This is a genomic window from Rhizobacter sp., assembly GCF_031412075.1.
In the GTDB taxonomy this organism is placed as follows: Bacteria; Pseudomonadota; Gammaproteobacteria; order Burkholderiales; family Burkholderiaceae_C; genus Rhizobacter.
On record NZ_JANOCG010000364.1, the window covers coordinates 1 to 13,032 of the forward strand.

The following is a 13,032-nucleotide window of genomic DNA, read 5'->3' on the forward strand; positions in this document are numbered from 1 at the left end:
TGGCTGGCGGCGCGCTTGATCATGGCCGACTCCAGCATGTGGCGCACCTCGAACACCTGGCGTGCCTCTTCGACGCTCGGCTGGGCGACCCGCGCGCCGCGCGCCTGTTCCAGCGTGACGAGCTTGTCGCGGCTCAACTGGTGCAGCGCTTGCCGGACGATGGTGCGTGACACCTTGAAGATGTCGGCGATCTTCTGCTCGGCCAGCTTGGTGCCGGGCATTAGCCGCCTCTCGACGATGGCGGAGGTGATCGACTCGGCGATGCGCCGGGTGGTGGTATGCAGGCTGGCGTCTTCGGCCAGTGAGGCCGCTGCGCGCGGAACTTGCTTCCTGCCAGCCTTGGCACGGGCGCTTGGGGCGCGACCCACGGGTCGAATGGCGTGCAGGGGAGTGGCGCGTGGCATGTCGAAATCGGCTTCTCGATGTGCAGCAAACTGTATACACTTTCGCTGCTCTTGCAACTCCTTTTGCAACAGATTTTGCAACCCGTTTTTGAAGGCAGGGTCACCATGGGCCAACTCACCACGCATGTGCTCGACACCATGAACGGCTGCCCGGCAGCCGGCATGCTGGTCGCGCTGTACCGCATGGACGGTGGGCAACCCACGCTCATCAAGCAGCTGGCCCTCAACCACGATGGCCGCGCCGGCGCCCCCTTGCTCGACGACAGCAGCTTCATGACGGGCACCTACCGCTTGTTGTTCGAGGTGGCGGACTACTTTCGTGGCCGCGGCGTGGTCTTGCCCCAGCCGCCGTTTGTCGACGCCGTGCCGATCGACTTCGGCCTGGCGAACCCGCTGGCGCACTACCACGTGCCATTGCTCGCCAGCCCCTGGGCCTACTCCACCTACCGCGGCAGCTGAACTGTATACACAAAGACCCCGATGGACGCTTACCTGCTCGATTGGCTCAACCTGCTGCTGCGCTGGGCCCATGTGATCACCGGCATCGCCTGGATCGGCGCCTCGTTCTACTTCGTCGCGCTCGACAACGGCCTCACGCCACCCCAAGACGCCAAGGCGCGCGACAAGGGCATCGGCGGCGAGCTGTGGGCCGTGCACGGCGGCGGGTTCTATCACCAGCAGAAGTACCCGGTGTCGCCGGCCCAGTTGCCGGAGAAGCTGCACTGGTCGATGTGGGAGAGCTACTCCACCTGGCTCACCGGCTTTGCCTTGTTCACGGTGCTCTACCTGGCCAACGCCAGCACCTTTTTGATCGACAAGAACGTGTTCGACTGGTCGCCGGCCGCAGCAATTGCCACTTCGCTCGGCTTCTTTGTCGCGTTCTGGGCGATCTACGACGGCATCTGCCGCGTGTTCGGCCAGCGCAAGAACGGCGATGTGATCGTCGGCCTGCTGGTGTTCGGCTTCATCGTGTTCGCGTCGTGGCTCTCGTGCCACCTGTTCGCCGGGCGTGCAGCGTTCCTGCTGGTGGGCGCGATGATTGCCACCACCATGAGCGGCAACGTGCTGATGGTCATCATCCCCGGCCAGCGCAAAGTGGTGGCGGCCTTGCGGGCAGGGTTGCCGGTGGACCCGATCCACGGCAAACGCGGCAAGCAGCGCAGCGTGCACAACACTTACTTCACGCTGCCGGTGATCCTTACCATGCTCAGCAACCATTACGGTTTTCTTTACAGCGGGCCCTACAACTGGGTGGTGCTGGTGGTGATGATGTTGTCGGGCGCCTTGATCCGGCAGTCGTTCGTGTTGCGGCACAAGGCGCTGGCGACGGGGCAACCGGTGCCCTGGGCTTATGCGATCGTGGGCGCGGTGCTGCTGGCGGGGGTGGTCACCGCGTCGATGCCGGCAGCATCACCGGCTACGGCTGCCGTCAGCAGGCCGCCTGCCTTCGCCCAGGTGCAGCAAGTGATGGCGCAACGCTGCACCATGTGCCACAACGAGCAGCTCGCCAGCAAGGCGATCCAGCTGCACACACCCGAGTTGCTGGTGCGCAATGCGCAGGCGGTGTACCAGCAGGCGGTGGTGCTCAAGCTGATGCCGATGAACAACGCGACGCAGATGACAGCCGAGGAGCGTGACCTGGTGAAGCGCTGGTTCGAGGCCGGGGCGAAACCCTAGACCACCACCGGCTCCGTCTCCAGCCGGATGCCGAAACGCCCGTAGACGCTTTCCTGAATCGCCAGCGCCAGCGTCATCACCTCGGAGCCGATGGCGCCGCCGCGGTTCACCAGCACCAGCGCCTGTTTCTCGTAGACCCCCGCGCGACCCACCGTCTTGCCCTTCCACCCACAGGCATCGATCATCCAGCCGGCCGCCAGCTTCATGCTGCCGTCGGGCATGGGGTAGTGCACGACCTCCGGGTCGCGGCCGATGATGTCGCGGCATTGTTCGGGCGTGACCACCGGGTTCTTGAAGAAGCTGCCGGCGTTGCCCACCACAGAGGGATCGGGCAGCTTGGCGCGGCGGATGGCGCAGACCCAGTCGGCCACCTGCTGGGGTGTGGGCGTGAAGGTGCCGGTCTCGGTCATCTTGCGTTCCAGCTCCAGGTAGCCCAGCACGGGCTGCCAAGGTTTGGGCAGGCGGAAACGCACCCGGGTGATCAGCACACGCCCGGCAAGCGAACGTTTGAACTCGCTGTCGCGGTAGCCGAAGGCGCAGGTCTCGGCGTCCAGCGTGACGGTGCGGCCGGTGAGCAGGTCCACCGCGTCGAGCGACTCGAAGCGGTCTTTCAGCTCGATGCCATAGGCGCCGATGTTTTGCACCGGCGATGCGCCCACCGTGCCGGGGATCAAAGCGAGGTTTTCCAGGCCCGGGTGGCCCTGGGCCAGCGTCCAGGCCACGAAGTCGCGCCAGTTTTCACCGGCGCCGGCTTCGACGATCCAGGCGTCGGCGCGTTCTTCGAGCAGGCGCTTGCCCATCACCTCGACCTTGAGCACGACTTGAGGCATGTCGCGCGTGAGGATGATGTTGCTGCCCCCGCCCAGGATGAACTTGGGCGAGCGCCCGAGTTGCGCGTGGTCGACCACACGGCGCACATCGGCGTCACCGGTGATGCGCACCAAGGTTTGCGCCACAGCCGGCAAGCCGAAGCTGTTATAGGGTTTCAAGCTGACGGCCGACTCGATTTGCATGGCAGAATTTTCGCTTATTAAGCCGACAGAGATTTGACCCATGCCCAGCTTCGACGCCGTGTTAGACCCGAACCTCGTCGAGGTTCGTAATGCGGTGGACCAAACCGCCAAGGAAATTGGCACCCGGTTCGACTTCAAGGGGTCGTCATCTCGCGTCGACCTCAAGGAAAAAGAGCTGACCATTTACGCCGACAGCGACTTCCAGATCGGCCAGGTGCTCGACATCCTGCTGGCCAAGATGACCAAGCGCAACGTCGACGTGCGGTTTCTCGACCGCACGGCCAAGATCGAGAAGATCGGCGGCGACAAGGTCAAGCAACTGATCACCGTCAAGAGCGGCATCGACACCGACACCGCCAAGAAGATTCAGACCTTCATCAAACAAAGCAAGATGAAGGTGCAGGCCGCCATCCAGGGCGACTCTGTACGCGTCACCGGCGCCAAGCGCGACGACCTGCAGGCTGCGATGGCACTCATCCGCAAGGAAGTGCCCGACGCACCTTTGTCCTTCGACAACTTCCGCGACTGATGCGCACCCAGCTGTGGAGCGCGGCGTTGTCGGTGCTGCTGGCCAGTGCCGCTGGCGCGCAAACCGTGTCGATGAGCGGCCGCTTGGGCGACAAGGCCTTGCTGATGATCGACGGCAGCCCGCGCACCGTGGCGGTGGGCAGCACCGTGCAGGGAGTCAAGCTGGTCAGCGTGACGGGCGACGCCGCCGTGGTGGAGCTCGGTGGCAAGCGGGTCACGGTGCCGATGGGCGGCGCGCAGGTCAACCTGGGTGGCGTGGCCAGCGAAGGCGGGGGCTCGCGCATCGTGATGCCGGCCGGGCCGGGTGGGCATTTTTCCTCCGGCGGCTCGATCAACGGGCGGGCGGCCGAATTCGTGGTCGACACCGGGGCCACCTATGTGTCGATGAGCCAGGCCGATGCCGAGCGCATGGGCATCAAGTACCGCGATGGCCAGCGCGGCATGGCCAGCACCGCCAATGGCACGGTGCCCGTGCACCGGGTGATGCTCACCTCGGTGCGCATCGGCGACGTGCAGGTCTACAACGTCGAAGCCATGGTGATCCCGGCGCCGATGCCTTACATCCTGCTGGGCAACAGCTTTCTCACGCGCTTTCAGATGAGACGTGAGAACGACGTGATGACGCTGGAGAAACGCCCTTGAGGGCGCTACTCACTGATAGTCGAGTGATCGCTCAACGCGCAGGTGGCTTCGCCAACACAAACGCCACCCACGAGCCCAGTCCCAGCGCCGCCAGCACCAGTATCACCTCGCGGTAGCCCGGCACGGCCAGCAGCAGCCAGGCGGCCAGCAGGGGCGCCGCGGCGCGTGACATCAAGGCGATGGCCGACATCGCGCCGCTGATGCGTCCCACGTGCTCGCGGCCGAAGTATTCGGGCACCACGTTGCCCCGCACGATGGTGCTGAGGCCATTGGCCACACCGAACAACATCGCGAACACCAGCAGCCCGGCCAAGTGGTCGGCCAGCGCAAACACGGCCAGCGATACCGGTGTGCCCGCCAGCACCCACAGCCCCAGTGCACGCGGGGTGACGTAGCGGCCCAGCCACAAGTACACAACCCGACCCGCCACCTGCGCCGGGCCCACCCACATCACCACCGCCAGGGCCTGCGCTTCGCTGGTGCCCTTGGCCACGAAGGCCGGCATGATGTGCGCCCACAGCGCAGCCGAGACAAAGGCGTAAAGCGTGAAGGTGGTGGTGAGCAGCCAGAACGAGCGGTGGCGCAGGGCCTCGTGCAGTGTGGCGTCGTCGGCGGCGTCGTGGGCCGGGGCACGCGAGGGCGTGTCGGGCCCGCGCAGGGCCCAGGCATGCAAAGGCGCCACGCCGAACAGCAACGTGACACCGATCACGACCAATGCCACACGCCAGCCCCAGGTGGCGATGAGCCAGGCCACCGTCGGAAACGACAGCGTGCTCGCAAAGCCACCCACCAGCGTGAGCGAGGTGATGCCCTGGCGGTAGTGGTCGGGGTAGCGTTTGGTCAGAACCGAAAACGCGGGCTCGTACAGAGTCATCGCCATGGCCGCGCCCATCAGGGCCCAGGCCGGGTAGAGCAGCCACAGCGAGTCGACCTGCGACCACAGCAGAAAGCCCGCGCCCGCGAGCGCGGCGCCCAGCGTCATCACCCAGCGGCCGTGTCCTCGGTCGATGGCGGTGCCGGCGGCGTAGCTGACGAGCCCCCACATCGTCATGCCCAGGGTGAATGCGCCCATCACCGCGGGCTTGCTCCAGCCGAACTCGCGCTGCATCGGCAGCACGAACGACGAGAACGCATAGAACAAGGCGGCCCAGGCGATGAGTTGGCCGGTGGCTAGCGCGGCGATGGTGGTTCGGTAAGAGGGGGGAATCACCAGCGGCATTATCTAGAGCCCGCATGCTAGAACGAGGCACTCAGGAGACACATCATGAACAACATCCGCCGAACCTTGATGCTGGCTGCCGTGGCCAGCACCGCCTTGCTCGTCTCGTGCGCCAACGCCCCCGTGGCGACCGCCACGCCACCGATCGTGTTCGTGCATGGCAACGGCGACACCGCAGCCCTGTGGCACACCACCGTCTGGCGCTTCGAATCCAATGGCTGGCCGCGTGAGCGCCTGCATGCGATCGACCTGCCGTACCCGCTGGCGCGTGACACCGACAGCAAGCCACAAGACGGCCGCACGTCCACCACCGAACACATGCAGTACCTGGCGGCCGAGGTCGACAAGCTGCTCCAGGCCACGGGTGCGAGCCAGGTGGTGCTGTACGGCAACTCGCGCGGCGGCAATGCCATCCGCAACTACATCGCCAACGGCGGCGGCGCGGCCAAGGTGTCGCACGCCATCCTGGGCGGCACACCCAACCACGGCGTGCGTGCCGACCCCGAGAACAACCCGGGCAACGAATTCAATGGCGCCGGGCCCTTCCTGATGGGCCTGAACGCGCCCAAGGGGCCGAACGGCGACGAGGTGACGCCCGGCGTGAAGTGGATGACGATCCGCTCCGACAACAACGACCTGTACGCCCAGCCCGATGGCGCCTTTCTCGGGGCCAAAGGCAAACCCACCAACGTCACGTTCGACGGGCCGGCGCTCAAGGGCGCGCAGAACGTGGTGATCGCCGGCATCGACCACCGCGAAACTTCGTTCAGCCCCAAGGCCTTCGAGCAGGCCTATCGCTTCATCACCGGCCAGGCGCCAGCCACACTGGCCATCACACCCGAAGCGCGGGTCGTGCTCAACGGCAAGGTCTCGGGCCTGGGGCTGAACAACGTGCAGGGCGGCTACGCCACCAACCTGCCGCTGGTGGGCGCCACGGTCGAGGTCTACGCCACGAATGCGGCCACCGGCGAGCGCCTGGGCGCGGCGCTGCACCGCAAGACCGTGGGCGCCGATGGCATGTGGGGCCCGTTCAACGCCGATGCGCAAGCCCGCCACGAGTTCGTGGTCATTGCGCCGGGTTATGCCGTCACCCACATTTACCGCTCACCCTTCGTGCGCTCATCCAGCCTCGTCAACATGCGCGCCGCGCGCCTGGCCGAGGCCGACAAGGACGCCAAGGCCGTGGTCACGATGACACGCCCGCGCGGTTACTACAGCTTGCCCCGCGACCAGATCAGCCTCGACGGCAAGAGCCCGCCGGCTGGCATCAACGTGGGTGTGGCCAGCGTGGCCTCGGCCAAGCTGAAGGTGGCAGACACCGCCGGCCGCACGGTGGTGGGCGAGTTCAATGGCGAGCGCATCGCCGGCATCGCCTGGCCTGCGGCCGAGAACCATGTGGTGTTGCTGGAGCTGCACCAGTAACGTCAGTGGTGCAGGGATAATCCCGCCCCTGATGAAACTTTCGCAAATCCTCTTCTCCCAAGGTTTTGGCGCACGCCGTGAATGTGAGGGCCTGATCGCCTCAGGCCACGTCAAGATCAATGGCCAGGTGCACGACGACCCGTTCGAAGAGCTGAGCCCCGAGGGCCTGGTGGTCACGGTGCGCGGCGAAACCTGGCCGTACCATGCCAAGGCCTTGATCGTGATGAACAAGCCTCAGGGTGTGGAGTGCTCGCAAAAGCCCAAGCACCACATGAGCGTGTACAGCCTGCTCCCTGTGCCGCTGCGCCGGCGTGACCTGCAGAGCATCGGCCGGCTCGATGAAGACACCACCGGCCTGCTGCTGTTCACCGACGACGGCGCGCTGATCCACCGCTTCACCCACCCAAAGAAGCACCTCAACAAGGTCTACGACGTGACCTGCAAGCACCCCGTCACACCCGACCAAGTCGAGCGCCTGCTGGCGGGCGTGAAGCTGATCGATGACCCGGCGACCGTGGCCGCTGCTGCCTGTGAAGTGACGGGCGAACTCACGCTCAAGCTCACGCTGACCGAAGGCAAGTACCACCAGGTCAAGCGCATGCTGGCGGCGGTGGGCAACCGGGTGGAAGGTTTGCACCGCAGCGCTTTTGGGGCGCTCACACTGCCGGCGGACCTGACCCCAGGGCAGTGGCGTTGGCTCAGCGGGCCTGAAGCCGTCAGCCCCCGATAATCGGCCCTCATGCAAGTTTTCCGCGGCATTCATCACCCAGACATCGCCAAGGCCTGCGCGCTCACCATCGGAAACTTCGATGGCGTGCACCGCGGTCACCAGGCCATGCTCGCGCTGCTGCGCTCCGAGGCCCAGCACCGCGGCTTGCCCTCGTGCGTGATGACCTTCGAGCCGCACCCGCGTGACTACTTCTCGCGCCTGGCCGGCAAGCCCGAGCTGGCGCCCGCGCGCATCGCGACCCTGCGCGACAAGCTCAGCGAGCTGGAGCGTTGCGGCATCGACCAGGTGGTGGTGCTGCGTTTCGACAAGCCCCTGGCCACGCAGTCGCCCGAATCCTTCATCCAAGACGTGCTGGTGAAGGGCCTGGGCGCGCGTTATGTGCTGGTGGGTGACGACTTCCGCTTCGGTGCCAAGCGCGCCGGCGACTACGCCATGCTCGACGCGGCCGGCGCCACCCAGGGCTTCGACGTGGCGCGCATGAACAGCTACGAGGTGCACGGCCTGCGGGTGTCGAGCTCGGCCGTGCGCGAGGCGCTGACCGCCGGCGACATGGCCCAGGTGGCGGCGCTGCTCGGCCGGCCCTACAGCATCAGCGGCCATGTGGTGCACGGCAAGAAGCTCGGGCGCGACCTCGGGTTTCGCACGCTGAACCTGCGCTTTGCCCACGCCCGCTCGGCGGCCATGGGCATCTTTGTCGTGCGTGTGCACGGCCTGGTCGATGAGCCGATCGGTGGCGTGGCCAGCCTGGGCGTGCGGCCCACCGTCGACGACAGCGGCCGCGTGCTGCTCGAGACCTATTGCCTTGACTGGCCTGCCCACCTGGGCACCGAGGGGGGCTACGGTAAAATCGTGCGCGTGGAACTGCTGCACAAACTGCGTGATGAAGCCCGCTACGACGGGCTCGATGCCTTGATGGTCGCCATCCGTCAAGACGTTGTCGATGCGCAGGAGTTTCTGGCCGCGCACGCCGCCCAGGGCCGCCAGACCACGCGCGACCGAATTTAAAGCTCGCTCCGATCACTTCGCGAGCTCCGGCCATTTCATTCGTTGCCATCGGCCGGCCACCACCTTCTCAGGCGCGCCCAAGCGGCGCGCAAGCGCCATGACCGACAAAACCACCGCTTCCACCACCGACTACCGGGCCACACTGAATCTGCCCGACACCCCCTTCCCGATGCGCGGCGACCTGCCCAAGCGCGAGCCCGGCTGGGTGAAGGAATGGGCCGACAACGGCATCTACAAGCGTCTGCGCGAAGCCCGCCACGGCGCGCCGCGTTTTGTGTTGCACGACGGCCCGCCGTATGCCAACGGCCAGCTGCACGTGGGCCATGCGGCCAACAAGATCCTGAAAGACATGATCGTCAAGGCGCGCCAGTTGAAGGGCATGGACGCGCGCTACACGCCGGGCTGGGACTGTCACGGCCTGCCGATCGAGAACCAGATCGAAAAGACCTTCGGCCGCAACCTGAGCCGCGCCGACGTGCAGGCCAAGAGCCGCGCCTATGCCACCGAGCAGATCGCGCAGCAGATGGCCGACTTCAAGCGTGTGGGTGTGCTCGGCGACTGGGAGCACCCGTACCGCACCATGGATTTCGGCAACGAAGCCAATGAGATCCGCGCGCTGAAGAAGATCATCGAGCGCGGGTTTGTCTATCGCGGCCTCAAGCCGGTTTACTGGTGCTTCGACTGCCATTCTTCGCTGGCCGAGTTCGAGATCGAGTACGCCGACAAGAAATCGCAGACGGTGGATGTGGCATTCCTCGCCGCCGAGCCCGCGAAGCTGGCCGCCGCGTTCGGTCTGCCCTCGATCGCCAAAGACGCGTTCGTGGTGATCTGGACGACCACCGCCTGGACCATCCCCGCCAACCAGGCGCTCAACGTCGGCCCGGCGATTGAATATTCGCTGGTCGACACCGAGCGCGGCTTGCTGGTGCTGGCCAGCGCACTGGTCGAGAAGTGCCTGGCGCGCTACGGCGTTGAAGGCCAGGTGATCGCCACCACGCTGGGCGCTCAACTCGAAGGCCTGAACTTTCGCCACCCGCTGGCGCACGTCGACCCCGGCTATGACCGCCTCTCGCCGGTGTACGCCGCCGAGTACGCCACCGCCGACGACGGCACCGGCATCGTGCACTCGGCGCCGGCCTACGGCATCGAAGACTTCAACTCCTGCCGTGCGCATGGCCTGGCCGTCGACGACATCCTGAACCCGGTGCAGGGCAATGGCCAGTACGAGATGAGCCTGCCACTGTTCGGCGGCCAGAACATCTGGAAGGCCGCGCCGCTGGTGGCCGATGCGCTGCGCGACGCGGGGCGCTTGTTCGCCACGTCGACGTTGGTTCACAGCTACCCGCACTGCTGGCGTCACAAGACACCGGTGATCTACCGCGCCGCCGCGCAGTGGTTCGTGCGCATGGACGAAGGTGTGGGTGTGTTCGCGAACGAGAAACCCGCCAAGACCCTGCGCCAGACCGCGCTCGATGCGATCGAAGAAACCAGCTTCTACCCCGAGAACGGCAAGGCGCGCCTGCACGACATGATCGCCAACCGGCCCGACTGGTGCATCAGCCGCCAGCGCAACTGGGGCGTGCCATTGCCGTTCTTCCTGCACAAGGAAACCGGCGAGCTGCACCCCGACACCCTGGCCTTGATCGACCGCGCGGCCAGCGTGGTGGAGCAGGGTGGTGTGGAGGCGTGGTCGAAGCTCACGGTTGAAGAGGTGCTCGGCGCCGAGCTTGCGGCGCAATACACCAAGAGCAACGACATCCTCGATGTGTGGTTCGACTCGGGTTCCACCTTCTTCCACGTGTTGCGCCACAGCCACCCGGGCACCACGAGCGACAGCGGCCCCGAGGCCGATCTTTACCTCGAAGGCCACGACCAGCACCGCGGCTGGTTTCACTCGTCGCTGCTGATCGCCTGCGCGATGGAAGGCCACGCGCCGTATCGCGGCCTGTTGACCCATGGCTTCACGGTCGACGGCCAGGGCAAGAAGATGAGCAAGAGCCTGGGCAACTACATGCCCTTGGGCGAATCGGCCGAGAAGTTCGGTGGCGAGATCTTGCGCCTGTGGTGCGCGGCCACCGATTATTCGAGCGACCTGGCCATCGACAAGAAGATCCTGGAGCGCGTGGTCGATTCGTACCGCCGCATCCGCAACACCTTGCGCTTCCTGCTGGCCAACACCAGCGACTTCGATGCGGGCAAGGATGCCGTGCCGGTGAGCGAGATGCTGGAGATCGACCGCTACGCGATGGCGCGCGCCGCCCAGTTCCAGGCCGAGGTGCTGGCGCATTACGAGGTCTACGAATTCCACCCGGTGGTAGCCAAGCTGCAGGTGTATTGCAGCGAAGACCTGGGTGCGTTCTACCTCGACATCCTGAAGGATCGTCTGTACACCACTGCGCCCAAGTCGCTCGCGCGGCGCAGCGCGCAAACGGCGCTGTGGCAAATCACGCATGCGATGTTGCGCTGGATGGCGCCGTTCCTGAGCTTCACGGCCGAAGAAGCGTGGAAGGTGTTTGCGCCGGGCCAGTCGCCGTCGATCTTCACTGAGGTGTATTCGACGTTTGATGCACCCGACGAAGCGCTGCTGGCCAAGTGGGCGCGCATCCGCGAGATCCGCGACGTGGCCAACAAGGAGATCGAAGCCTTGCGGGGCGACGGCAAGGTGGGTTCGTCACTGCAGGCCACGTTGAGCATCACGGCCAATGCGGCAGACCATGCGCTGCTGGCCACGCTGGGCGACGACCTGAAATTCGTCACCATCACCTCGCTGGCCGGCTTGATCGCAGGCGACGCGCTGGCGGTTGGCGTGGCGCCGTCGGCGGCGCAGAAATGCGAGCGCTGCTGGCACTACCGCGATGACGTGGGCGTTGACGCAGCCCACCCCACGATTTGCGGCCGCTGCACCAGCAACCTTTTCGGCAGCGGTGAACAACGAAAGGCGGCCTGAGCATGGCATTCCAGAAATCCGGCAGCAGTCTGTGGCCCTGGCTGGGCGTGGCGCTGATCGTGATCGTGCTCGACCAGATCACCAAGACGCTGATCCTGCAGTCCTTCCAGTACGGTGACAGCCGCTACGTCACCTCGTTCTTCAACATCGTGCGGGCGCACAACACCGGCGCGGCATTTTCTTTCCTGGCGAGTGAATCAGGCTGGCAGCGCTGGTTCTTCATCGGCCTGGGTTTTGCGGCCGCCATCTTCATCGTCTGGATGTTGCGCAGCCATGGCGGGCAGAAGATGTTTGCCTGGGCCTTGTCGCTGATCCTCGGTGGCGCCTTGGGCAACGTGATCGACCGCATGCTGCACGGCTACGTGGTCGACTTCATCCAGGTGCACTGGGGCGCGAAGTACTACTTCCCGTCGTTCAACGTGGCCGACAGCGCGATCACCGTGGGTGCGGTGCTCTTGATCCTCGACGAACTCTTGCGGGTGCGCCGAGGTCGCTAAGGTTTCAGCCGAAGTGGCAGACGTAATGCAAGGTCTGCGTCACCTCGATGTCAAACGACGACTTACCCGGCACCTTGAACGACTGCCCTGCGCTGTAAGGCAACCAGTTGTCGCTGCCGGCAAACTTGACGCGGCATACACCTTCCACCAGCTCCATCACCTCGGGCTCGCCGGTGTTGAAGCGCAGTGACGAGGGCAGGATCACCCCCACGCTCTTTTTCGTGCCATCGGCCAGCTCGATGCTGTGCGAGACACATTTGCCGTCGAAATAGACGTTGGCACGGGTGGTGACGGTGGCGTTGATCTTGTCGGTCATGGCGGGATTCGGGTGGTGTGGAAGGCTCGGGGGCCGAAGTGTAAGTGCACCTAAAATCAGCGGCTTCCCCGAACGCTCTTCAACGCTTCCACCCCCATGGCCACCATCCTCCAGAACCTGCCCCTCGGGCAGAAAGTCGGCATCGCGTTCTCCGGCGGGCTCGACACCAGCGCCGCCCTGCACTGGATGAAGCTCAAGGGCGCGCAGCCCTACGCCTACACCGCCAATCTCGGTCAGCCCGACGAGCCTGACTACGACGAGATCCCGCGCAAGGCCATGCTCTACGGTGCCGAGCGCGCCCGCCTGATCGACTGCCGTGCCCAGTTGGCCGCCGAAGGCATCGCTGCGTTGCAAGCCGGAGCCTTCCACATCACCACCGCCGGGGTCACCTACTTCAACACCACCCCGCTCGGCCGCGCTGTCACCGGCACGTCGCTGGTGGTGGCGATGCGCGAGGACGGCGTCAACATCTGGGGCGACGGCAGCACCTTCAAGGGCAACGACATCGAGCGCTTCTACCGCTACGGCCTGCTCGCCAACCCGAACCTGCGCATCTACAAGCCCTGGCTCGACCAGCGCTTCATCGACGAACTCGGCGGCCGCACCGAAATGAGCGAGTACCTCGTCGCGCA

The 13,032-nt window shown here is 65.5% G+C and carries 14 protein-coding genes; 10 read left to right on the forward strand and 4 right to left on the reverse strand.

Features of this window, described 5'->3' with window-relative positions:
- Nucleotides 1-404 (reverse strand): GntR family transcriptional regulator (locus tag RMO40_RS13500; RefSeq protein ID WP_489660162.1); only part of this gene is annotated, 404 nt, incomplete at its 3' end.
- A 105-nt stretch (nt 405-509) separates the two neighbouring features.
- Here RMO40_RS13500 and uraH point away from each other — a divergent pair.
- Both uraH and RMO40_RS13510 read left to right on the forward strand, forming a co-directional pair.
- Complete coding sequence (uraH, locus tag RMO40_RS13505) at nt 510-863, forward strand: hydroxyisourate hydrolase (protein ID WP_309722004.1); 354 nt, start codon at nt 510-512, stop codon at nt 861-863.
- Between the two features lie 21 nt (nt 864-884).
- Nucleotides 885-2,081 (forward strand): urate hydroxylase PuuD, encoded by a 1,197-nt coding sequence (locus tag RMO40_RS13510; protein WP_309722007.1) that lies wholly within the window; start codon nt 885-887, stop codon nt 2,079-2,081.
- On the opposite strand, the gene murB is transcribed toward RMO40_RS13510, so the two are convergent.
- Nucleotides 2,078-3,094 (reverse strand): UDP-N-acetylmuramate dehydrogenase, encoded by a 1,017-nt coding sequence (gene murB, locus RMO40_RS13515; protein ID WP_309722010.1) that lies wholly within the window; start codon nt 3,092-3,094, stop codon nt 2,078-2,080. The genes RMO40_RS13510 and murB overlap by 4 nt on opposite strands.
- Nucleotides 3,095-3,134: 40 nt before the next feature.
- On the opposite strand from murB, the gene RMO40_RS13520 reads away from it, so the two are divergent.
- Nucleotides 3,135-3,623, forward strand: coding sequence for a YajQ family cyclic di-GMP-binding protein (locus RMO40_RS13520; protein ID WP_309722012.1), 489 nt, complete (start codon nt 3,135-3,137; stop codon nt 3,621-3,623).
- Nucleotides 3,623-4,264 (forward strand): TIGR02281 family clan AA aspartic protease, encoded by a 642-nt coding sequence (locus RMO40_RS13525; protein WP_309722017.1) that lies wholly within the window; start codon nt 3,623-3,625, stop codon nt 4,262-4,264. Before RMO40_RS13520 ends, RMO40_RS13525 begins: the two co-directional genes overlap by 1 nt.
- A 31-nt stretch (nt 4,265-4,295) precedes the next feature.
- Here the strand turns inward: RMO40_RS13525 and RMO40_RS13530 are convergent, their stop codons facing one another.
- Complete coding sequence (locus RMO40_RS13530) at nt 4,296-5,474, reverse strand: MFS transporter (protein WP_309722020.1); 1,179 nt, start codon at nt 5,472-5,474, stop codon at nt 4,296-4,298.
- A gap of 54 nt (nt 5,475-5,528) precedes the next feature.
- Between RMO40_RS13530 and RMO40_RS13535 the strand changes: the two genes are divergently transcribed.
- The 5 genes from RMO40_RS13535 (at nt 5,529) to lspA (ending at nt 12,084) form a co-directional block, all read left to right on the forward strand.
- Nucleotides 5,529-6,905 carry an alpha/beta fold hydrolase gene (locus RMO40_RS13535; RefSeq protein ID WP_309722024.1) on the forward strand — a complete coding sequence of 459 codons (1,377 nt, stop codon included), beginning with the start codon at nt 5,529-5,531 and terminating at the stop codon, nt 6,903-6,905.
- Nucleotides 6,906-6,936: 31 nt separating this feature from the next.
- Complete coding sequence (locus tag RMO40_RS13540; RefSeq protein ID WP_309722027.1) at nt 6,937-7,635, forward strand: 16S rRNA pseudouridine(516) synthase; 699 nt, start codon at nt 6,937-6,939, stop codon at nt 7,633-7,635.
- Nucleotides 7,636-7,644: 9 nt separating this feature from the next.
- Nucleotides 7,645-8,640, forward strand: a complete 996-nt coding sequence (locus RMO40_RS13545) for a bifunctional riboflavin kinase/FAD synthetase (protein ID WP_309722031.1) — start codon at nt 7,645-7,647, stop codon at nt 8,638-8,640.
- 97 nt (nt 8,641-8,737) lie between these two features.
- A complete protein-coding gene (gene ileS / locus RMO40_RS13550) occupies nt 8,738-11,587 on the forward strand; it encodes an isoleucine--tRNA ligase (protein ID WP_309722033.1) in 2,850 nt (949 codons plus the stop codon).
- Nucleotides 11,588-11,589: 2 nt separating this feature from the next.
- A complete protein-coding gene (gene lspA / locus RMO40_RS13555) occupies nt 11,590-12,084 on the forward strand; it encodes a signal peptidase II (RefSeq protein ID WP_309722035.1) in 495 nt (164 codons plus the stop codon).
- Between the two features lie 4 nt (nt 12,085-12,088).
- Here the strand turns inward: lspA and ppnP are convergent, their stop codons facing one another.
- Complete coding sequence (gene ppnP / locus RMO40_RS13560) at nt 12,089-12,400, reverse strand: pyrimidine/purine nucleoside phosphorylase (protein ID WP_309722038.1); 312 nt, start codon at nt 12,398-12,400, stop codon at nt 12,089-12,091.
- Between the two features lie 96 nt (nt 12,401-12,496).
- Between ppnP and RMO40_RS13565 the strand changes: the two genes are divergently transcribed.
- On the forward strand, nt 12,497-13,032 hold a 536-nt coding region (locus tag RMO40_RS13565; RefSeq protein WP_309722042.1), incomplete at its 3' end, for an argininosuccinate synthase domain-containing protein.

Excerpts from the sequence above, each read along its gene's own strand:
- RMO40_RS13540 (WP_309722027.1), top strand. The coding sequence starts at position 6,937 with ATGAAACTTTCGCAAATCCTCTTCTCCCAAGGTTTTGGCGCACGCCGT.
- RMO40_RS13520 (WP_309722012.1), top strand. The coding sequence starts at position 3,135 with ATGCCCAGCTTCGACGCCGTGTTAGACCCGAACCTCGTCGAGGTTCGT.
- ppnP (WP_309722038.1), bottom strand. The coding sequence starts at position 12,400 with ATGACCGACAAGATCAACGCCACCGTCACCACCCGTGCCAACGTCTAT.
- murB (WP_309722010.1), bottom strand. The coding sequence starts at position 3,094 with ATGCAAATCGAGTCGGCCGTCAGCTTGAAACCCTATAACAGCTTCGGC.
- RMO40_RS13525 (WP_309722017.1), top strand. The coding sequence starts at position 3,623 with ATGCGCACCCAGCTGTGGAGCGCGGCGTTGTCGGTGCTGCTGGCCAGT.
- RMO40_RS13535 (WP_309722024.1), top strand. The coding sequence starts at position 5,529 with ATGAACAACATCCGCCGAACCTTGATGCTGGCTGCCGTGGCCAGCACC.
- ileS (WP_309722033.1), top strand. The coding sequence starts at position 8,738 with ATGACCGACAAAACCACCGCTTCCACCACCGACTACCGGGCCACACTG.
- uraH (WP_309722004.1), top strand. The coding sequence starts at position 510 with ATGGGCCAACTCACCACGCATGTGCTCGACACCATGAACGGCTGCCCG.
- lspA (WP_309722035.1), top strand. The coding sequence starts at position 11,590 with ATGGCATTCCAGAAATCCGGCAGCAGTCTGTGGCCCTGGCTGGGCGTG.
- RMO40_RS13510 (WP_309722007.1), top strand. The coding sequence starts at position 885 with ATGGACGCTTACCTGCTCGATTGGCTCAACCTGCTGCTGCGCTGGGCC.
- RMO40_RS13545 (WP_309722031.1), top strand. The coding sequence starts at position 7,645 with ATGCAAGTTTTCCGCGGCATTCATCACCCAGACATCGCCAAGGCCTGC.